The organism is Corallococcus sp. CA041A (genome assembly GCF_003612075.1).
Taxonomy (GTDB): domain Bacteria; phylum Myxococcota; class Myxococcia; order Myxococcales; family Myxococcaceae; genus Corallococcus; species Corallococcus exiguus.
In genome coordinates this window covers 79826-100185 of record NZ_RAWF01000001.1, presented here as the reverse complement: position 1 = coordinate 100185, position 20360 = coordinate 79826, and the positions used below count along the sequence as shown (strand labels likewise).

General features: G+C 70.5%; 18 protein-coding genes. 14 read left to right on the top strand and 4 right to left on the bottom strand.

The window, feature by feature from the left end:
• Positions 1-114 precede the first annotated feature (114 nt).
• The 5 genes from D7V77_RS00260 (at position 115) to D7V77_RS00240 (ending at position 6371) form a co-directional block, all read left to right on the top strand.
• A complete protein-coding gene (locus tag D7V77_RS00260; protein ID WP_120574242.1) occupies positions 115-735 on the top strand; it encodes a hypothetical protein in 621 nt (206 codons plus the stop codon).
• 170 nt (positions 736-905) lie between these two features.
• Complete coding sequence (locus tag D7V77_RS00255; RefSeq protein WP_233596526.1) at positions 906-1451, top strand: RNA polymerase sigma factor; 546 nt, start codon at positions 906-908, stop codon at positions 1449-1451.
• Positions 1448-4549, top strand: a complete 3102-nt coding sequence (locus D7V77_RS00250) for a CHAT domain-containing protein (RefSeq protein ID WP_120574240.1) — start codon at positions 1448-1450, stop codon at positions 4547-4549. Before D7V77_RS00255 ends, D7V77_RS00250 begins: the two co-directional genes overlap by 4 nt.
• A 50-nt stretch (positions 4550-4599) precedes the next feature.
• Entirely contained in the window at positions 4600-5115 is a 516-nt protein-coding gene (locus tag D7V77_RS00245; protein ID WP_120574239.1) for a hypothetical protein, read from the top strand.
• A 311-nt stretch (positions 5116-5426) separates the two neighbouring features.
• Positions 5427-6371, top strand: coding sequence for a hypothetical protein (locus tag D7V77_RS00240; protein WP_120574238.1), 945 nt, complete (start codon positions 5427-5429; stop codon positions 6369-6371).
• Positions 6372-6389: 18 nt separating this feature from the next.
• Here D7V77_RS00240 and D7V77_RS00235 read toward each other — a convergent pair whose 3' ends face one another.
• A complete protein-coding gene (locus D7V77_RS00235; RefSeq protein WP_120574237.1) occupies positions 6390-6920 on the bottom strand; it encodes an FHA domain-containing protein in 531 nt (176 codons plus the stop codon).
• 183 nt (positions 6921-7103) lie between these two features.
• Between D7V77_RS00235 and greA the strand changes: the two genes are divergently transcribed.
• The 5 genes from greA (at position 7104) to thrC (ending at position 13409) form a co-directional block, all read left to right on the top strand.
• Positions 7104-7610 carry a transcription elongation factor GreA gene (gene greA / locus D7V77_RS00230; protein ID WP_120574236.1) on the top strand — a complete coding sequence of 169 codons (507 nt, stop codon included), beginning with the start codon at positions 7104-7106 and terminating at the stop codon, positions 7608-7610.
• 116 nt (positions 7611-7726) lie between these two features.
• Positions 7727-10696: an ATP-dependent DNA helicase RecG gene (gene recG, locus D7V77_RS00225; RefSeq protein WP_120574235.1), complete on the top strand. Its 2970-nt coding sequence runs from the start codon at positions 7727-7729 to the stop codon at positions 10694-10696.
• A gap of 90 nt (positions 10697-10786) precedes the next feature.
• Entirely contained in the window at positions 10787-11422 is a 636-nt protein-coding gene (locus D7V77_RS00220) for a protein-L-isoaspartate(D-aspartate) O-methyltransferase (protein ID WP_120574234.1), read from the top strand.
• A 92-nt stretch (positions 11423-11514) separates the two neighbouring features.
• Entirely contained in the window at positions 11515-12081 is a 567-nt protein-coding gene (locus tag D7V77_RS00215; RefSeq protein WP_120574233.1) for a hypothetical protein, read from the top strand.
• Positions 12078-13409, top strand: coding sequence for a threonine synthase (thrC, locus tag D7V77_RS00210; protein ID WP_120574232.1), 1332 nt, complete (start codon positions 12078-12080; stop codon positions 13407-13409). The genes D7V77_RS00215 and thrC overlap by 4 nt, the downstream gene beginning before the upstream one ends.
• A gap of 26 nt (positions 13410-13435) precedes the next feature.
• On the opposite strand, the gene ribB is transcribed toward thrC, so the two are convergent.
• Positions 13436-14563, bottom strand: a complete 1128-nt coding sequence (ribB, locus tag D7V77_RS00205) for a 3,4-dihydroxy-2-butanone-4-phosphate synthase (RefSeq protein ID WP_120574231.1) — start codon at positions 14561-14563, stop codon at positions 13436-13438.
• Between the two features lie 214 nt (positions 14564-14777).
• Between ribB and D7V77_RS00200 the strand changes: the two genes are divergently transcribed.
• Positions 14778-15119, top strand: coding sequence for a hypothetical protein (locus tag D7V77_RS00200; protein ID WP_233596525.1), 342 nt, complete (start codon positions 14778-14780; stop codon positions 15117-15119).
• Complete coding sequence (gene tmk, locus D7V77_RS00195; RefSeq protein WP_120574229.1) at positions 15116-15772, top strand: dTMP kinase; 657 nt, start codon at positions 15116-15118, stop codon at positions 15770-15772. Before D7V77_RS00200 ends, tmk begins: the two co-directional genes overlap by 4 nt.
• Here tmk and D7V77_RS00190 read toward each other — a convergent pair.
• Entirely contained in the window at positions 15735-17018 is a 1284-nt protein-coding gene (locus D7V77_RS00190) for an AMP-binding protein (RefSeq protein ID WP_147451935.1), read from the bottom strand. The genes tmk and D7V77_RS00190 overlap by 38 nt on opposite strands.
• A 481-nt stretch (positions 17019-17499) precedes the next feature.
• Here D7V77_RS00190 and D7V77_RS00180 point away from each other — a divergent pair, with 481 nt between their 5' ends.
• Complete coding sequence (locus D7V77_RS00180; protein WP_306770429.1) at positions 17500-18234, top strand: DUF6310 domain-containing protein; 735 nt, start codon at positions 17500-17502, stop codon at positions 18232-18234.
• 1 nt (position 18235) lies between these two features.
• Positions 18236-18994 (top strand): DUF5953 family protein, encoded by a 759-nt coding sequence (locus D7V77_RS00175; RefSeq protein ID WP_120574227.1) that lies wholly within the window; start codon positions 18236-18238, stop codon positions 18992-18994.
• A 184-nt stretch (positions 18995-19178) separates the two neighbouring features.
• On the opposite strand, the gene D7V77_RS00170 is transcribed toward D7V77_RS00175, so the two are convergent.
• Positions 19179-20360 carry an ATP-grasp domain-containing protein gene (locus D7V77_RS00170; protein ID WP_120574226.1) on the bottom strand — a complete coding sequence of 394 codons (1182 nt, stop codon included), beginning with the start codon at positions 20358-20360 and terminating at the stop codon, positions 19179-19181.

Below are 20360 nucleotides of genomic sequence, written 5' to 3'. Positions count from 1 at the left end.
CGCGGTGCCTTAGCACGGCCGAAAAACGGCGTGGAAATGGCGCGGGGGAATAAGCGCGACACCGGACGTAACAGGGAGGAGCCCGCGGATGGGCTCCCTCTTCCGGAGTCACCCATGCGCTTCATCCCTACCGCCGCGTTCGTGTTCGCCGCCTCGCTCGCCACCGCCTGTGGGGGACCGCTCGACGAAGAGGCCCCTGGCGCCGAGGTCGTGGACGAGTCCGTCGCCAGCCAGGAGCAGGGCATCGACGAGTCCTGCGTGGGTTCGGGTGTGGTGCTGGCGCAGCCGGACGGCGCTTCGATCAATGCCGTCTTCCCCCATTGCTCGTACGCGGACATGTCGGCGGCCTCCAACGACGGCACCTATGATCAGCCGTCCTGCGTCCACCGCTTCGTGACGGAGATCAACGGCCTGGGGGGCCAATACGCCCAGCCGTTCGTGGAGGTCATCCCGGCGTCGAGCAACGTCACGGAGAGCGCCTGCAAGGGCGTGGCGATTACCGGCGCCGCGTTCGGCTACGCGAACGGCGTCTGGTGGGGACTGGGCTCGGTGAGCACCACGGGCACCTGGTACCCGGCCACCCCCTTCTGGTCGGCCTTCTGCTCGCTGCGCGTCAACATCGGCACGGGTGGGTCCGGCTACAGCAAGATTCGCGTCACGGGCTTCGGAGCGGCGTTGGGGGTCTTCAAGGCCCGGGTACGTACGGGCGTTCGCATCGGCAACGGCCCCTGCTAGCCCTCCTGCCTGCCATCCCGGGCCTCCCACCTGTCGGGTGGGAAGCGCTTGGGAGGGTGTCGATGGACTTCGCGGGCGGGGCGGCTCCTGCTAGGAACGCCCCCGTGGTCTTCCGCCCGCGATCGCCCCGCGCCGTCCCGCCCGGGGAGTCCTCCGCATCCGAGCCGGAGGTGCCTTCGGCCTCCCGTGGGGACGCCGCGGAGTTCCAGGCGCTCATCGCGCGGTGCGCTCCGGCGTTGGAGGAGCGGGCCCGCATCCTCTGCCGGGGCCGCAACCCGGCGGACGCGAAGGACTTGTTGCAGGAGACCTACGAGCGGGCCTTCCGCGCGTTTCATACGTATGACCGGTCCGCGCCTCCCATGGCGTGGCTGGCGTCCATCCTCGTTCGACGCTTCCTCGACTGGTGCCGGCACGACCGGCGCCACCCCCAGGAGGAATTCACCGACGCGATGGGGGACACCCTGGCGGAGGCCGAAGCCGCCCCGGAGACATGGGCGCGCTACACGTTGGATGACGTGTGGAAGGCGGTGGAACAGCTTCCCCCGGAGCTGCGCGAGGTGGTCCGCATGAAGGACATGGAGCGACAGAGCTACGCGGAGATCGGCCGACGGCTCGGCATCCCGTCCATGACGGTGGGCACCCGTCTGTTCCGCGCACGCAAGAAGCTCAAGGAGCTGCTCCTCGCGCGGGAAGGCACCGCGGGGGGCCCGGCGTGACCGTCTCGTGTGAACAGCTCGCCGCCTTCGTGGACGGGGAGCTTCCGCCAGAAGAGGCCGAGGCCTTCCAGGCCCACCTCGCGACCTGCGCGGAGTGCCAGGCCGGCCTGGAGGACCAGGTGCAGGCGAGCCTCCTCGTGCAGGCCGCCGCTGACGCGCGTGCCGTGTCCGGCGCCGGGGAAGCCGTGAGGCCTCCCGGTACGGGCGCACGGCCCGCGGCGTCCCCCGGTTCGGCTGGTTCGGAAGGCGGCTCCGCGGGTTCAGGACTCCGTGCCGTTCCCGGGACGGGAAGCCGGTCCGAGCCGGCGTCCGATGCCGGGACGCGCTCCCCGTCCGCTCGCCCGCGCGGCCGTGCAGTGTGGGATCGCCGCCGTGTGGCGGGTTTCGCGGCCGCTGCCGCCGCGGTGGTGTTCGCGGTGCTGCTGGTGGGACGTCCATGGCGCTCCACGGAGACAGAGCGTGCGCTGCCCTTCGCGCTGGCCTCCGCGCGCCCGCTGGAGGGCCGGCTCAGTCACCCGGGCCTCGTGGACTACCGGGCCACGGGCACGATGCGCGGCGGTGCTGACGGACGGCCGGAGCTGGATCTCAAGGCCCTGTCGGAGCTGGAGGCGAAGGGCGACCTGCACGGCGTCGCGACCGCCTGGCTCGCGGCCGGGGACTTCGAGCGCGCGGAGCGCATCCTGGAGCGGCTGCCCGCGTCTCCCGCCGTCATGGGCGACCTGTCGCTGGCGGCCCTGGGCCGTGCCCAGCCGGAGCGCGCGCTGACGCTTCTGGAGAGGGGCTTGGAGACCGCTCCGGACGACGCACGGCTGCACTGGAACCGGGGCCTCGCGCTCCAGGCGCTCTCGCTGGAGCTGGCCGCCGCGGCGGAGTTCTCCCGCGTGGCGCTGGCGAAGGAGCCCGGCTGGAGCACCGAAGCCACCGAGCGCGCGGACGGCCTGCGCAAGGGCGCGCTGGCGCGTCGGGACTCGTGGCAGGCCATGAACGCGGCCGGCATGGAGTTGGCGCTGGAAGGCACGCCGTACCCGGGCTCGATGGCGCGGCGCAACCCGGACCTGGCCCGGCTGTACCTCTACCACGCGTTGCGCGCGGCCCCGTCCGTGGAGCGCGTGAAGACGCTGGCCCCGCTGGCCGCGCTGCTGGACGATGTCACCCACACCCAGACCGCGAGCGCCTACGCGACGCGCGTGGCGGCGGCGGACTTCAGCAAGCGCGGCCCGCTGGCCAACACCTACCGCGAGCTGCTGGCCGGCACGCATTCGCTGCAGGGCGCGGAGGTGGACGCGTTCCTCGCGCGGCTGCGGCGCTCCGGCGAGCGCGACCTGTTGCTGGGCGCCATCCTGCTGCTCCACCAGGAGGACCGCTTCGTCGACGAGCTGGCGACGCTGGTCCGTCAGTCCGGTGAGCCCGCCTGGTACGACGCTCCGCTCGCCCGGGGCCGGGCCCAGGCGGCGCAGGCCCGGGGCGACATGGAGACGGCGGAGACGTCCCTCAAGAACGGGCTGGCGGCGTGCCGGAGCGCGGGCTTCCAGGACCGTTGCGTGGACCTCCAGCGGCACCTGGCGGCGCTCTACAACCGGATGGATCGCCGCCACGAGGCCGGGTCGCTGGCGCGCTCCGCGCTGGAAGAGGCGTTCCGCACCGACAGCTGGTTCCAGGAGGAGGTGCTCCTGTCCGACCTGGTGACGAGCGCGCGGCTGAGCCACGCCCCGGCGCTCGCCCGTGCCTACCTGGACGAGTTCGTCCAGCACGCGCCGGAGGACTGCGCACGCCGGTCGGAGTACCACCACGCACGGGCGCTCCTCTTCGTGGAGGACCTGGACGCGAAGCGGGCCCGGCGCGAGGTGCAGGACTCGCTCACCTGTCCCACCGCGCCCACGCTCCTGGAGGTCGCCGTCGCGGGAGACCTGCTGCGGTTGGAGGGCAGCACCGTGCCGGGCCGTGAGCTGGACCGCGTGCGCGAGCGCATCCGCGTGCTGCGCGAGGACCCGTCGCTGACCACCGGCGAGCGGTTGCTCGTGGACCACATCGAAGGGCGCATCCTCATCGAGCGCGACCGTGAAGACGGCCAGAAGCTCCTGCGCGGGGTCATCACCGGCTCGGTGCTCCACCGCTCCACCGACATCGAGGCGCGCAAGGCCTGGGCCCACAGCCACCACGTGCTGGTGATGGACGCGGGCCGGGCGAAGGAATGGGGCCCCGCGGTGGACCTGCTCGCGCAGGAGGTGGACCGCACCGCGCCCACGTCGTGCCTGCTGGCGCTGGCGGGCCAGGATGAACGGATGCTCTTCGTCGCCCGAGGCCCCACCGGCGCGAGCGACGGCCTGTACCTCCACGCCCTCAAGCAGCCCCTGCGCGAACAGGTGCCCGCGGTGCCCGAGAAACTCCTGCAGGTGCTCGCCGGCTGCGACGTGGTGCGAGTGCTCGCCGAGCCCATCCTCCTGGGGCGTCCGGGGCTGCTGCCCGGGGACCGTGCGTGGAGCTACCTGGCTCCGGGCGGCCACCGCGTGGAGGCTCCGGCCTCGGCGCCCGTGCCAAAGCGGCTGGTGGTGTCGGACGTGGAGCCGCCCGCGACGCTGGGGTTGCCTCGCCTGATGCCGTGGAAGGGCATGACGGGGCAGGGCGATGTCCACCTGCGGGGCCGCGCGGCGACGCCGGAGGCGGTCCTCGCGGAGATGGAGGACGCCACGGAGGTGGAGCTGCACACGCACGGCCTCTCAGGCACCGTGTCCGACGCGGCCTTCCTGGCGTTGTCCCCGGACGCGGCCGGCCGCTACGCGCTCACCGCGGAGGAGCTGGAAGGGCACACGCTCCGGGGCACCCCGGTGGTGATGCTGGCCGCTTGCGACGCGAACGTGGGCGCGTGGCGCTACCACGCGGTGTCCAGCCTGCCGTCCGCGCTGATTCAAGCGGGCGCGCGGGCCGTGGTCGCGCCCTCCACGGAGGTGCCGGACGTGGAGGCCGGTGCCTTCTTCCAGTCGCTGGTGGACTCGCTGCGGCGAGGCACTCCGCCTGCCCAGGCGCTCCGGGACACCCGCGCACGGTGGCTCCAGCAGGGCAGCCCCCGGTGGGTCCAGGACCTGGTCGCGTTCGAATAGACTCCCGGCGAATATCCGCGCCGCCGCGCGTAAGGGCACCGGGAGGATTCATGATCACGCGTTGGAAGTCCGCAGTGGGAAGCATGGCCGTGGGAGTTGTCGCCCTGTCGGCGGCGCAGGCAGGGGCCCAGCCGGCGAGGGCCCAGAACAATCAGGTGAAGCTCGCCCCGGCGAAGCCCATCGCGAGCCCGGCGAAGGCGAAGTCCAGCGGCACCGTGGACGTGGCCGTGGATGAAGGCGCCAAGGGCACCCGCATGTACCGGTATGACCGGGGCAGCGGGAAGCTCACGCTGGTGAAGCAGCTCACGCAGAGAGAGGCGGCCAGCACCACCGCCGGCTTCAAGGCGTTGTCGTCGGTGGAGGCCGGTGGCGGCACGTCCCTGGTGGATCCCGATCGTGGCGGCGCCGTCGCCCCCGAAGGCAAGCCTCCCAAGGGCGGCCCCCCGGGCGGACATGAAGAGGGCCAGCAGCTCACCCAGTCGGACCTGGCCAACATCAACCGCGAGCTGGGCAGCCTGAAGCTGAACAAGTCCCAGGTGAAGATCGGCACCCAGGCCCAGCGCTAATCCCAGCCGCGCAGCGGAAGGAACGGACGGCCGTGGCGCCGGGGTGGGGACACGTATCCTCGCCCCGGAGGGCCACGGCCTTCACGTTCCTGGATGAACGCCGGCCCACGCGTTCAACCCCAGACGCCCGGAGTGTCTGCCCTGACCTCGCTCCCGCGTTTCCCGCACCTCTCGCGCCTTGCCACACGTACAACGTGGTCGCACTTTTCGTGCGTGAGGGGGCGCTGCTCGCCCGTTTGTCTTTGACGCCCTCCTTGTCCAAATGTTCGTGGGTCTAGCTGGAGCGCCCGCGGCAGCAGGAGGTTGCACACATGGGGAACGTGGAGAACGGGCGTCGTCGTGGCGCGGGGGGGCTCTCATGGTGGGCGTGGGGACTGACTGTGGCCGTCCTGGGCGCGGGCTGTGACCCGGGCGGCCGGGAGCCCGTGCCAGCGGATCCGCTGGCCACGCAGGAGCAGTCCGCTCTCAGCTACAACAGCCTTTCGTATAACGGGCTGTCATTCAATGGGTTGTCTTTCAACGGGCTGTCTTTCAACGGGCTGTCGTTCAATGGCTTGTCATCCACGGCCTTCGCGTCGTGGTACGGCGCGAATCCGGCGCTCGCGGCGGAGGTCATGCGCTACATCGTGCGCTGCGCCATCCCGGAAGGGCAGACGCGCACGTACACAGATGCGCAGACGAACACGGTGCACACGTGGACGGGCCTGCTGGGCCTGGCGCCGGGCTGGGCCGGAGGGGCGCCCGCGACGGAGGCGGAACAGCAGATCGTCTCCGCGTGCCTCGCGGCGCACAGCAATCCCTTCGGCGTGAGCGTGCCCATCTCCGTGTTGGGCCGGGACGGCCTGGGGGTGGCCATCCCCGCCTCCGAGGGTGAGTTGGCCACCTTCGCCCGGCCGGAGTCGTGCTTCTTCGGCAATCTCTTTCAGGGGCAGGGGCTCTACGCGGGCAGCCAGAACCCGCCCCTGGACGCGACCCAGAGCACCACGCGCGCGTGCGCCGTGGTGGATGGCTCCGGGATGCCTCGCATGACGTGCGCGCCGCTCGTCTACGTGGGCAGATGCTCGGACGTGTGCACGCAGGCGGGAACGGCCTTCGCGAGCTGCACGGTGGGCGGCGTGAGCTTCCAGCCGCTCACCACGCGCGTGCGCGACTCGGACCTGTTTGTGTGCGGTGATGGCACCTGCCAGGTGACGGAGTCCTGCGGAGCGTCCAACTCGTACAACGCGTGCGCGGCGGACTGCGGCGCCTGTCCGTGAGGTGAGCGCGGGCGGCCTTCAGCCGGAGTGGGAGCCCAGGCCGGAGGCCGCGCCCACGCGCAGCCGTTCATGCAGCGCGTCCGTGAGCAGGTACCAGAACTGGACGTTGCCGAAGCTGAGGATGTCGCCGCCCCGGAGCGGCACCTCGCGCTGCCCGATGGTGCTGGCATTGACGAAGGTGCCGTTGGTGGAGCCCAGGTCGCGCACGGTGCAGCGGCCCGCCGCCCGGCTCCACTTGAGCTCCGCGTGCTGCTTGGACACGGACGCATCGTCCAGCACCAGCTCGCAGTCCAGCCTGCGGCCAATGCGGAGCACCTCCGAATCCCGGAGGGTGGGGAGGGTGGCGACGAGCAAATCGTCGAACTCGAAGAGCAGGGCGAGCATGCCCTGCTCGACGTCGCCGGGGTCCGCCATGCGGGTGGGCGCGAGCGCGGCGGCGGACAGCTCCGACGGCGGACGCTGCACCAGCGCGAAGGGGCCCAGCTGATGCTGGAAGGCGCCCACGGGGAGGGCGGAGGCGAGTGCGCGCAATTCCTGGACGGACAGCACGTGGAGCAGCCTAACGGGTCGGCCGTCGGGCGCCCAGCCACTACCGGACGATGGTTGTAAGGCTTTCGTTGACCGGCCAGTCACTCGTTCCCTACATTGACCCTTTCGAGTCGCGGGTCGGGTTCCAGGAGGGAACGCCAGACCCCCGATGCGCAGCCAGGTGATGGAAGGAGCGGTGGTTCGATGAGCGGGAGCGACAACATCCCGATGACCCCCCACGGTCTGCAGAAGCTCAAGGACGAGCTGAAGCACCTCCAGTCCGTGGAGCGGGGCAAGATTTCGCGTGAGATCGAGGTCGCGCGTGCGCACGGCGACCTGCGAGAGAACGCGGAGTACCACGCGGCCAAGGAGAAGCAGTCGCACATCGAGGGGCGCATCTTGACCCTCGGCGACTGGATCGCCCGCTCGGAGGTCATCGATCCGGCGAAGCTGGGCGGCGACAAGGTCATCTTCGGCGCCACCGTGGAGCTGGTGGACACGGAGAACGACAAGACCATCAGCTACCGCCTGGTGGGTGAGACGGAGGCCGACCTGAAGAAGCGGTGGATCGCGGTGACCTCGCCGGTGGCGCGCGCGCTCATCGGCAAGAAGGTGGGCGACGTCGCCACGGTGCAGAGCCCCGGCGGCGTGCGCGAGCTGGAGGTCACGGCCATCAGCTTCGAGGATCCGCAGGAAGAGTCGGCCAGCTAGCGCTGAAGCCCGGCTGGCCGGGTGTCCTTCGGGGGGGCGGGCCTGGGCTCGCTCCCCCGGTTTCGTTTTCCCTGCGACGTCAGAGCGCTTCGTAGGATGGAGGCTGGAAATCCCGCGTGAACCACCCGCTCGCCAGCCTCGTTGGACCTCTCAAGTACGCGTGTCAGCGTGACTTCGCCCAGCTCGGGATCGTGCGGGATTTGCGCACGTTGATGGAGCGCACCCTGGCGTCGGCCGGGGGCGTGGACGCGCGGGCCCTGGAGGACTTGAGGGCGGCGCTGCCGCACGTGGATCCGCCCGCGCCGCCGGAGCACCGCAAGGCCGCGCTGCGCCAGGTGCTGGGCGCGCTGAAGCTCAGCGGCGTGGTGCTGCCGGAGGAGCTGGAGCGGGTGGTCGTCACGGGGGAGATCAACGCCGTGGCGGCGGGCTTTCCCCGGTCGCCGGAGCGTGCGCACGTGCTGGAAGGGGAGCTGAACGCCGCGCCGCCGCGCCGCCGGTTGACGCCGCCGCCAGGGACGGTGGAGGCGCGTGGCAACACCGTGCCGCCGTGGCGTTCGCAGGACCCCGTGCCGCAGGTGGGCGGTGGCGTTCCGGCGGCAGCGCCCGCATCCCGGCAGCCGCAGGCCCGTGCAGCTTCGCTTTCGCCCGGAGCGGGTCCCCAAGGTGGGAACGCAGGTCCCGTGAAGGGCGAGCCGGTGCCCTACGGCGCACGCATGGCGGCCTCCCGGGGCGCTGCCGCGATGGGCCCCGCGCAAGGTGACGCCCAGCCCTACGGTGCGCGCATGGCCGCGGCCCGGAACGCAGCCGTTCCCGCGGGTGCGGCGGCCCGTGTTCCGGGGGCGAAGCCCAATGCGAGCACCGAGCCTCGCAAGGGCGCACCGCCGGCGGACCGTGCTCCCGCGGAGAAGGCCCGGAAGAAGAAGGCCAAGGCCGTGGGCGCGGAGGCGTCCCGCTCCGAGGCGAAGCTGCTGTCCATCGCGCCGCGCACCGGCCCGTTGTCCGCGCCGCTCAAGACGCTGGGCAAGCGCCTGGGGCCGCGGCTCGTCGCGGTGCTCGACAAGAAGGGCCTGCGCCGCACCGGCGACATCCTGTTCCTGTTGCCACGCTGTTACGAGGACCGCCGCAAGCTGCGCACCATCGCGGAGCTCATCCCCGGCGAGCGCGGCGTGACGGTGGGCACCGTGAAGACGGCCGACTTCGTCCCGGGGCGCGGCGGCAAGCGCATGTTCCGCGCCGTCGTGGGGGACCGCTCCGGCAGCATCGCCGCCACCTATTTCAACGCCGGACCGTGGCTCAAGAGCCGCTTCTCCGTGGGCAAGCAGCTGGTGCTCTCCGGCGAGGTGCGCGCCTCCATGAACGGCCGGGAGATGGCCCACCCGGAGCTGGAGCCCGCCGAGGACCTGGAGAACACGACCTCCGTCCACTTCCACCGCATCGTCCCCGTCTACCCGGGCTTCGAGCGCGGCGAGCAGCGCTCCTTCCGCGAGCTGACCTCGCGCATCAGCGAACAGCACGCGCACCACCTGGAAGAGCCGCTGCCCGCGGACCTGCGTCGCCGCTATCACCTGATGGGCCTGCCGGACGCGCTGCGCTTCATCCACTTCCCGCCCGACGACGCGGACCTGGAGGCGCTGGACGCGCACCAGAGCCCCGCGCACCGCCGGCTCGCGTTCGACGAGCTGTTCTTCCTCCAGCTGGGCATGGCCCTCAAGCGTCAGGGCATCAAGGCGGAGGAGGGCATCGCCTTCGACGTCACCCCGGCGCGGCTGGACAAGGCCCGCGCCGCGCTGCCCTTCCAGCTCACCGGGGCGCAGGCGCGCGTGGTGGGGGACCTCGCCCGGGACATGGCGCGTCCGGAGCCCATGAACCGGCTGGTGCAGGGCGACGTGGGCAGCGGCAAGACGGCCGTGGCGCTGGTGGCCGGCATGGTGGCGCTCCAGGACGGCTACCAGGTGGCGGTGATGGCCCCCACCGAAATCCTGGCCGAACAGCACGAGCGCACCTTCCGCCGCATCCTGGAGCCGCTGGGCTACCGCGTGGGGCTCATCAGCGCGGCGGGCACCGCGAAGCACAAGCGCGAGGTGCGCGAGTCCGTGGCGAAGGGCGACATCCACCTCGCCGTGGGCACGCACGCGCTGCTGGAGGGCGGCGTGTCCTTCCAGAAGCTGGGGCTTGTGGTCATCGACGAGCAGCACCGCTTCGGCGTGCTCCAGCGCCACACGCTCATGAGCAAGGGGCTCACGCCGGACGTGCTGGTGATGACCGCCACGCCCATCCCGCGCACGCTCGCGATGACGCTCTACGGCGACCTGGACGTGTCCATCATCGACCAGCTGCCGCCGGGCCGCACGCCCATCACCACGCGCGTCTTCAACAACGAGCAGCGCGCGCGCGTCTACGAAGCGGTGGGCTCGGAGCTGGCCAAGGGCCACCAGGCCTACGTCGTCTATCCGCTGGTGGAGGAGTCGGAGAAGCTGGACCTGGAGGACGCCACCCAGGGCGCGACGAAGCTCCAGGTGGTGTTCCCCAACGCCAGCGTGGGCCTGCTGCACGGGCGCATGAAGCCGGAGGAGAAGGACGCCGTGATGGAGGCCTTCCGCGACAAGCGCATCCAGCTGCTCGTCTGCACCACGGTGGTGGAGGTGGGGGTGGACGTGCCCAACGCATCCGTCATGGTGGTGGAGGCCGCGGAGCGCTTCGGCCTGTCGCAGCTGCACCAGCTGCGCGGACGCGTGGGCCGTGGCGCCGCGGCCAGCTACTGCTTCCTCGTCGCGGGCGCCGCGCGCTCCTGGGAGTCCACCGAGCGGCTGGGCGTGATGGAGCGCAGCAGCGACGGCTTCGTCATCGCGGAGAAGGACCTGGAGATCCGCGGCCCCGGCGAGTTCCTGGGCACGCGGCAGAGCGGCCTCCCGGAGCTGGCCGTGGCGAACCTCGTGCGCGACGGCGATCTCTTGTCGCTCGCCCAGGCGGAAGCGCGGCGCATCATGGACGCCGACCCCCAGCTCCAGAAGCCGGACCACCAGGGGCTCGTGAAGGCGCTGGAGGAGCGCTGGGAGGGCCGGCTCGCGCTTGCCCGGGTGGGGTAGGCCCGAGGAGGCCCGCGCCCGCCCCCTGGATTGTCCCGGACTGTCGTCGTGCTTACTTTCCTGGCTGGAGGACCACGGGGGGCGTACGCGATGGGAGACTGGGGGCGAGCGGAGTATCTGGCGCGGCAGGGCATCCGGGATCGACGGGTGCTCGCGGCGATCGCCAACCTGAGCCGCGCGGACTTCGTGCCCTTGGACGCGCGGGACTCGGCCCATCAGGACGTGCCGCTGCCCATCGGCCACGGGCAGACCATCAGCCAGCCCTACGTGGTGGCCCTGATGACCGAGGCCCTGCGCCTGCGCGGTTGTGAGCGCGTGCTCGAAATCGGCACCGGCTCCGGCTACCAGACAGCGGTGCTGGCACTGCTGGCCCGCGAGGTCTTCACGGTGGAGATCGTCCGCGAGCTGGCCCGGCCCGCCCGGCGGTTGCTCCACCGGCTGGGCTTCACCAACGTGTTCTACCGGGAGGGTGACGGCTCCCAGGGTTGGGCCCAGGCCGCGCCCTTCGACGCCATCATCGCCACCGCCGCGCCAGAGGACATCCCCCGGGAGCTCCTGCGCCAGCTGAGGCCCGGGGGGCGGATGGTCATCCCCGTGGGCTCCGTGAACGAGCCGCAGGAGTTGCTGCGCATCCGCCGGAGACAGCCGGGGATGCTGCCCCGGGTGGAGCGCCTGCTGCCGGTGCGCTTCGTCCCCATGATGGGACTGGGCTCCGCCCCGAGCTGAGCGGGTGCGACAGGCCGCACGCCTGCATGCCCACTCCTTCGCGTCCCGGGGTCGCGTTGCCGAGCGGTGAGGGGACCGGTAACGTCCCGCCCATGATCATCTGCCCGGTCTGCGACCACGTGCAGTCGGAAGGCGAAGAGTGCGAAGGCTGCGGCAAGCGCTTCCCCGGCCTCATGAACATCCCCGCGCCTGTCGTGGCCCCGTTGGCGGAGCTGGAGCTGACGCACCACGCGGGAGGCCGTGTGCCGGTGGACGCGCCCGCGCTGCCGGAGCTGGACCTGACGCGGCTGCGCTCGGGGCCGGACCTGCCGGCGATGGTCGTGCCCGACCTGGAGTTGACCCGTTCGGGCGCCACGGGCGACGTGCCCGTCGCGCAGATGACGGACCTGGACACGGGCCGCGCGCAGGACGACGGCGTGCGCACCGCTGCCCCGGTGGGCGCGGTGACGTGCCGCTACTGCCGCAATGTCCAGGCGGAAGGCCTCTTGTGTGATGGCTGCGGCATGCGGCTGCCCCGGGTCCGGGTGGCGGCTCCCGCGACGGCGAAGCGCGGCGGCGGGGACGAGGACGAGCGCGTGCCCTGTCCCTCGTGCCACGTGCCGTCCAGGCCGGGCCGCCCGTGCGTGGCGTGCGGCACGAAGGTGGAGGTGGAGGCGTGACGGCTCCAGCGCTGAAGGCGGGCTACGCGTGCAGCGAGGGTTGTGGCTTCACCGCCTCGCTGTGGGACGTCGTCTACCGCTGCCCGCGCTGTGAAGGCCTGCTGGAGGTGGCCCACGACGAGGCCGCCCTGCGCGCCATCCCCGCGGCGGAGTGGAAGCGCCGCTTCGAGTCCCGCTTCGCGACGTCGCGGTTGCCAGACGGCTCCGGCGTCTGGGGCAAGCGCGAGTGGGCGCTGCCCGAGCTGCCGGTGGAGGACATCGTCTCGCTGGGCGAGGGGCGGGTGCCGCTCAAGCCGCTGCCTCGCATGGCGGCGGAGCTGGGGCTGGGTTCGCTGATGTTGAAGGAGTGCGGCGTCTCTCCGACGGGCAGCTTCAAGGACTGGGGGATGACGGTCCTGGTGTCCGCGGTGAAGCACCTGCGCTCGCGCGGCACGCCCATCCGCGCGGTGGCGTGCGCGTCCACGGGCGACACGTCCGCGGCGCTGTCCGCGTACGCCGCGGCGGCGGGCATCCCTGCGGTGGTGTTCCTGCCGAAGAACAAGGTGTCGCTCGCGCAGCTGGTGCAGCCCATCGCCAACGGGGCGCGCGTGCTGTCGCTGGACACGGACTTCGACGGCTGCATGAAGCTGGTGCAGGCGGTGACGGCGGACACGGGGTTGTACCTGGCGAACTCGATGAACTCGCTGCGCATCGAGGGCCAGAAGATGATCGCCATCGAGCTGTGCCAGGACCTGGGCTGGGAGCCGCCGGATTGGATCGTCATCCCGGGCGGCAACCTGGGCAACGCGAGCGCCCTGGGCCGGGGACTGGAGCTGCTCTTCACCCTGGGGCTCATCACCCGCCGGCCGCGCATCGCGGTGGCGCAGGCTCAGCGGGCGAACCCCCTGGCGCGCGCCTTCCGGGGCGGCTTCCAGGAGCTGGTGCCCATGCAGGCGGGAGCGACGCTCGCGTCCGCCATCCAGATTGGCAACCCGGTGTCCTTCCGCCGCGCGGTGCGGATGCTGCGCGCGTTCGACGGCGTGGTGGAGGAGGCGACGGAGTCGGAGCTGTCCAACGCGGCGGCCCGGGCGGACCGCGAGGGCACCTTCGCCTGTCCGCAGACGGGCGTCGCGCTGGCGGCGGTGGAGAAGCTGGTCGCGTCAGGCGTGATGGCGAAGGGCTCCAGCGTCGCGGTGGTGGCCACCGCGCACGGGCTGAAGTTCGCGGACTTCAAGGTCGGCTACCACCGGCAGACGCTGAGCGACGTGAAGGCCGCGCACGCGAACCCGCCGGTGGAGCTGCCCGCGGACCTGTCCGCCGTGCGCGAGGCCCTGAAGGACCTGGGCTGAAGCCTCGCGCGCCTCCGGGGGGGGCGCTACTCCACGTCGAGCGACAGGCGCGACTCGATGGTGAGACCGAAGCCGGAGAGGCCCCGGTAGGTCATGTCCGTGTTGGACATCACGCGCATGGTGCTCACGCCCAGGTCGGTGAGGATCTGGCAGCCCATGCCCACGTCGCGCGACTCGTTGGCCGCGCGGCTGACGGACGCGTTGCTGCCGTCGCCCGCGCGCTTGTGGTGGATGCCGAAGTCGTTGCCGTGCATGCCGGGCAGGTAGACGATGACGCCCGTGCCCTCGCGCGCGACGTTCTCCATCGCGCGGTCCAGCAGCAGGTTGCACTTGCAATCCGGTGACCCGAACACGTCGCCCAGGGCGCAGGCGCCGTGCAGGCGCACCAGCGGGGCGGGCTGGACCTTCGACGGGTCGCCCTTCACCAGGACGAGCGACTTCGCGCCGTCAGGCGTCCACGTGTAGGTGAGGGCGGTGAACTCACCGTGGCGGGTGCGCACGACGCTCTGGCCGGACTCACGGCGGACCAGGCGGTCCTTGCGGCTGCGGTACTCGATGAGGTCCGCGATGGTGACGAGCTTGAGGTCGTGCTCGCGCGCGAACTGCTTGAGGTCCGGCATGCGCTGCATGGTGCCGTCGTCCTTCACCAGCTCGCAGAGGATGCCGGACGGCTGCAGGCCGGCGAGCCGCGCCAGGTCCACGGCCGCCTCGGTGTGGCCCGCGCGGCGCAGCACGCCGCCTTCGCGGTAGCGCAGCGGGAAGATGTGGCCGGGGCGCAGGAAGTCGTCCGCGGTGGTGTTCGGGTCGGCGAGCGCGCGGATGGTCTTCGTACGGTCGCTCGCGGAGACGCCGGTGGTGGTGCCGTGGCGGAAGTCCACGGAGACGGTGAAGGCGGTGCGGTGGGACTCGGTGTTCTCCGCCACCATCTGGGGCAGGCGGAGCGAGTCGAGCCGCTCGGCGAGCATGGGCTGGCAGATGATGCCGCTGGTGTGGCGGACCATGAACGCCAGCATCTCCGGGGTGGCGAGCTCGGCGGCCATGATGAGGTCGCCTTCGTTCTCGCGGTCCTCGTCGTCGGCGACGATGACGCACTTGCCAGCCTGGATGTCGCGGATGGCCTCCTCGATGGTGTTCAACTCGGAGTCACGGCTCATGTCGGGGGAACTCATCCTGCTGACGACGTGGAGAGGCATGGTTCGCGGCATGTAACGCGAGGGGGGTGGGGTGGCAAGCCATGCTCGGGGAGCGAGCGTGCGTCCGTTCAATGGCTGGGATGAGCGCAAGCTGTGACTGCGCGTCTGTGTAGGTGGGTGCTGCCCGGCGGACGACTCGACGGGCTGGGGCACGTGATGTAGGGTGCTCGGCTCCGTGAGCGCAGACATCCAGCAGGACAAGCGGGCCCGGTTCGACCAGTTGCAGGAGAGCCTGTCGACCCGCCAGAGCACCACCCACTTCACCCACGCGGGTGTGTCCGTCATCGCCTTCATGTTGATTTCAGGGGCGGCGGGGAAGCTGTTCTACGACTCGCTGCGCACGCCGCTCTTGGCCTGGGGTGCCGCGCTGCTGGCGCTGGGGCTGCTGGCGTACGGCTTCCTCAGCTACCGAAAGGGTCGCGCGGTGCTGGTGGAGGAGCTGCAGCAGTACGAGGCGCTGCTCGCGCTGCGCCGCGAGCTGCACCTGGACAACCCCGCCGCGCTCCTTCCCCGGTGAGCGCCGCCAGGAAGGTCGCCCTGCCGGGGCGATTCATCGTGCTGGAAGGCCTGGACGGAGCGGGCACCACCACGCAGACGGAGCGGCTGGCGTCCGCGCTGAGGGCGGACGGGCACGCGGTGGTGACGACGCGCGAGCCATCCGACGGTCCGGTGGGAACGATGCTGCGCCAGGCGCTCACGGGCCGCCTGGGCTTGCCGCAGGGCCGCGGGCCATTGGCGCAGGAGACCCTGGCGCTGCTGTTCGCGGCGGACCGGACGGATCACCTGCACGCGCGAGTGCTGCCGGCGCTGGAGGAGGGCAAGGTGGTGTTGTGCGACCGCTACGTGCTGTCCTCGCTGGCGTACCAGGGCGCGAGCCTGCCCATGGCGTGGGTGGACTCGGTGAACGCGCACGCGGTGTCGCCGGACCTGACGCTGTTCGTGGGCGTGGATCCGAAGGTCGCGGCGAAGCGCCGGGCCGTGCGCGGAGGCCCCGCGGAGCTGTTCGAAGCGGACGAGGCCCAGCGGCGGATCGCGAAGCAGTACCTCAAGGCCATCACGCTGCGCACGAAGCGCGAGCGCATCGTGCACATCGACGGTGAGCTGTCCGTGGAGGCCGTGACGGAAGCGTGCCTCAAGGAAGTGCGGCGGCTGCTCGCGCGCAAGCGCTGAGCCCCGGCTGTCGAGGGTGGGGTGCTCCCGCGACGCGGAAGCCGCGGACGAGCGTCCACAACAGCTCCAGCACGGAGCTGTCGAAGCAGATGCGGCTGACGGCGAGCCAAGTGCCCACGGGCGCCGCGCCCACCCGTGCGTCCATGGCGCTGAAGAAGTCCGCCACGCTCCGGTGCGTCACCCTCACGCCCTGGGGCCTGCCGGAGGAGTAGAGGACGTAGGCAGGGTCGTCCAGCGTCGAGCCCGCGCGCGGCGGCCCCAGCACGTCCAGCTCGAACGCGTCCTCCGAGTCCAGCAGGACGGTGCACACGTCGTCCGCGGGCAGGGACGGGACCAAGCGGGACTCCGTGACGAGCACCCGCGCCCGTGAGTCCTCCATCCTTGCGGCCAGCTGTTCCCGCGGGCAGTCCGGATCCAACGGAACGAACGCGCCGCCTGCCTTGAGGATGCCGAGCATCGCCACCACCAGGCGGGTAGGGCGCTCCACGCACAGACCCACGCGCACGTCCCGAGCGACGCCGTGCTCGCGCAGGTGCCACGCCAGCGCGTCGCTGGCCGCATCCAGCTGCGCATAGCTGAGCGTTTCATCTTCCGCCGCCACCGCGACCGCGTCCGGCGTGCGAGCCACCTGCGCGCGGAACTGCGCGGGGAGGCAGCGTGAGTCATCCGCCGGCGTCGGGCCGTTCGACTCGGGGAGCAGCATGTACCGTTCGTCCGTGTCGAGCAGCGGCACGTCCATGGACACGGAGGGCAAGGCTTTCTGCGCCCGGGCTGGCGGCGTCCAGTCCTCCGCGAGGGACGGCGGCACCATGTCCGTGGCCACCCAATGGAGTTCACCCAGCTCCGGCGTCTCCGACGTGAGGCGCGGGGACATCTCCAGGATGCTGCTCGTCGTCAGCACGAAGCGCGCGCCGCAATCCCGAGCGATGGCAAGCAGCTGCGGCAGGGCGCTGTCCAGCCGGGAAGGATCCGGCGGGGAGCACGGCACCGCGATGGCGTCCACGTACAGGCAGCCCATGAACCCCACGATGTATTCGTGGCCCGGGGGATACAGCAGCAGCACCCGTTCGCCGGCCGCGTTCAGCGTCCGCAGCCACGTCCCCAGTGCCCGCGCCCGGGTGTCCAGGTGCGAGAAGCTCCACTCCTCGGATGTGCCCTCTCCCAGTCGCTCCGCATGTGGATAGAGCAGGTCCGCCAGGTGGATGGTCGAGTGGAAGAGGTCTTCGGCGTTCTCCGCTGCATCCATGAACAAGCCCTCAAACGAGGAATAGCAGATAGTCACGGATGATGGCACATGGGTCTGACATCACCTTCGCGAACGGGGACGACGCACGCCGGAGCCAGCGGACGATCCAGGACGTTGACCGCCGCCCATCGGTTGTCAGGGCTCAGGTGGGCGTAGTGCATCGTCATTTCGATGGCCGTGAGGTGCTCTGTTCCACCGCAGGTGCGCTCCGAACACCATCGACGACTGCGCGTGCCGGCATCCTCCGGGCGGGCGAGCCTTGACCTCCAGCATCGCGCTTGATTGAAAGGACGTGATCCTGATGCGACTCCGAGCTTGCATCGCACTTCTGCTCGTTCTCTCGGCCTGCGCTACGTCGGCGCCGGGCCGAAATGAGCGAACGGTGCGGAACCCGAGGCTCGCCAACCTCCAGCGAGCAGCGAAGCTGCCGTGGACTGACGGGGGACAGTGCGTCGTCCGCGAAGCTTCCCAGCCTTGGCCCGTGCTGGTGGAGAAGTGCTACCGAACCCTCGACCATGACCGAATCGAGTTCCACGACGCCACGGGAAGATGCGCGATCGCCTCAGCGGATGCCGCAGCCGTGGGACTCGGTCTCTGTGTGCTGGCGGCTCCGGAGATTGCCGTGGGCGCCGTCATCGTGCTTGGCGTGGTGGTGGTCGGCGTCGCCATCAATGAAGCGATGGATGCATATGAACTCCGCCACTCCTATCCCGAGGAAGCAGGGGCCTCACAAGGAACGAAGGAGGCATCCCGGCTAGCTGAAGTGCAACGCAAGCCCAAGCTGAAGCCCGATCCAGCGGGGCAGGACTGGGTTCCCCCAGTGCCGCCCGATTCACCAGATCGCGAGCGCGATTCCGAGTGCAGGCCCATCCCGGTGCGGCATTTGGGCGGTAATGATCCACACAACGAATGCGCTGACAGGATTCCCAACAACAGCTTCCCCGGCTGGGATGTGCTCGTCAATGGGAAGAACTTTGATGGACTGGTGCTCACCAGTCGCACGCTGTGGGATGTCAAGACGGATGACTTTGAAAAACAGCCGCCACGCTCTCAGCGGTTCTTTGTCAGGATGAAGCTGCCTGAGCTGCGGCGCGAAGCCAGGCTCGCAAGGGACTGCGGGTACAACTTCGTCATTGGAGTGCGAAGTGCCGCGCATAAAGCGGTGCTGTTCGACGAAGATCCCACCCTGAAAGTTGTTGTCATGGATTGGTGTTGAAATGACGGCCGCTCATAGAACCCTCATCGTTATCGCCCACGCGCCTGCGCTCAAGGACAAGGATGTCCGCCCGGTCGCGGTTGTTCATGCCATGGAACGTGCGCTGCCCGGCTTGCGCTTGGGGTGGACGATGTCGGAAAAGGAAGGCCTCATCGCATTGCCTCAACGCGACGAGTGGCTCGCGGCCAACACGACAAACGGAGGGTTTCCGTTCCTCTGCAACGACGATGATAACCAGCCCGTGACGGTTGCCGGACTGGAAAACCCAAACGGTCTTGCCGCAGGGGGCCCGCCGCATTTTGAAATCCATGCGGACCTGCCACTAGACGCAGTCGGCATCGCGGGGGCTGTCGATGTGCTTGCAGGTGTAGCGGAGGGCGCTCACGCGGTATGGGGGCATGCGACGCCGAGCGGTTATGGTGGGATCGTGGCGCAACAGTTCCGGCATCCCGGTGATGAGCCGCACGTTCCGCCCCACGGACTGCCGTCGCTCAAGCTCCCATGGGACAGGTCCACGCCTGAGATTCCGCACTTTCTTGGGTGGCTGAACTACTGGTCTGCCGCTGCCGCACGGGCCGTCGGATTCCCAGACATGGCTCGGGATGCGGACCTGCTTTCACGGGCGCGGCGCACGGCATCGGGCGGGTGGGTCGTGCAGCTCACCGACGCGCCGCTCGATCTGGACAATCTCGCTCACGTGGACTCGCTCCTGCGGGCCTATGAGCGGTTTCCGGAGATCGGCGGACGTGCAGCGCCTTGACCCGGTTCAGAGGCTCAGCACGCCGCTCCGGCTGAAGGAGTTGATGCGGCAGGCGGGCGACGTTGGCGGAGTTGGGCATTCGCGCGCCCCGCGACGGCTGCGCGGTAAGGGCACGATTCTGCTGAGAGTTTCGCACCGCCCGGCGCGGCGTCGAATCCCACCGCCGCGCCGGAGAGCGCAGAGTCTACGCGGTCTCCAACACGAGCCGCTGGGTGACCTCGCTGCACACGGCTTGCGCCTGCTGCACGGTGTCCGCGTAGGCGAGCACATAGCCCGCGCGGTCCTCTGACTTCAGGGCCTGACGGATGGTGCCTCCCAGCTCCACCGCGAGCGAGATGTCCACCACTCCCGGCAGCCGCTTCAGCGCCAGCGCGCCGTTGATGCGCTTGAGCTTGCCGGGGGACGGGGTGAAGTACTGGATGGCCGCGCCGCCTCGGGGCACCGGATCCGCTTCCAGGGGCTTCAGCGTCCCCATGGCCCACTGGAGCGTCATGTCCAGCAGGTCATGCCCCGTGGTCAGCCGGACCAGGTCCCACAGGCGGTCGCCTCCCAGCCGCGTGTGCGTCTCCACGATGCGCGGGCCGCGCGCCGTGTACTTCAGCTCCGTGTGCGAGGGTCCATCCTTCAGTCCGAGCACGTCCAGGAAGCTGCGGATGAAGTCGCGCACCTCGCGGTCCCGCTCCGGGCTCATCGGCGCGGGGACCTGGTGCGCGACCTCCAGGAACGCGCTGCCGTTGGGGTCCGTGCTCTTCGTCTCTTCGTTGATGCCCAGGATGACGTGGCGGCCCGCGAAGGAGAAACACTCCACGGAGTACTCGGGGCCGTCCAGGTACTCTTCGGCGATCCATGACGCTCGGCCGTTCAGTACGCCCTCCAGGTCCGCGGCGGAGCGCACGAGCCGCACGTCGATGCTGCCCACTCCGTCCACGGGCTTCAGGATGAACGGATAGCCCTGGCGCTCGCCGAACGTGACGGCCTCTTCCCGCGTCTTCACCGGGGCCCACTGCATGGGCGAGAACCCGCCGGAGTCGAGCACCCGCCGCATGGTCGGCTTGTCGCGCGTCTTCTCCACCAGCTCCAACGGCGTTCCGGGCAGCCCCAGCGCTTCGTTGATGCGCGCGCAGGTGATGAGCGCCTCCTCCGCTACGGTGATGGCGCTCACGAATGGAGTCACCTCGTGCGCGGCCTTCAACATGGGGATGAGCGCCGGGTCGTCGTAGCTCATGAGGAGGACCCGGTCGGACTGCCGGTTCACGTGATCATCGGACAGCCCCGGCTGCTGGATGACCAACGGCCGCAGGCCCAGCTGCCACGCCCGCTCCGTGATGAACTGCCTCGCGCCCAGAAGAATGAGGTTCGCCGCCAT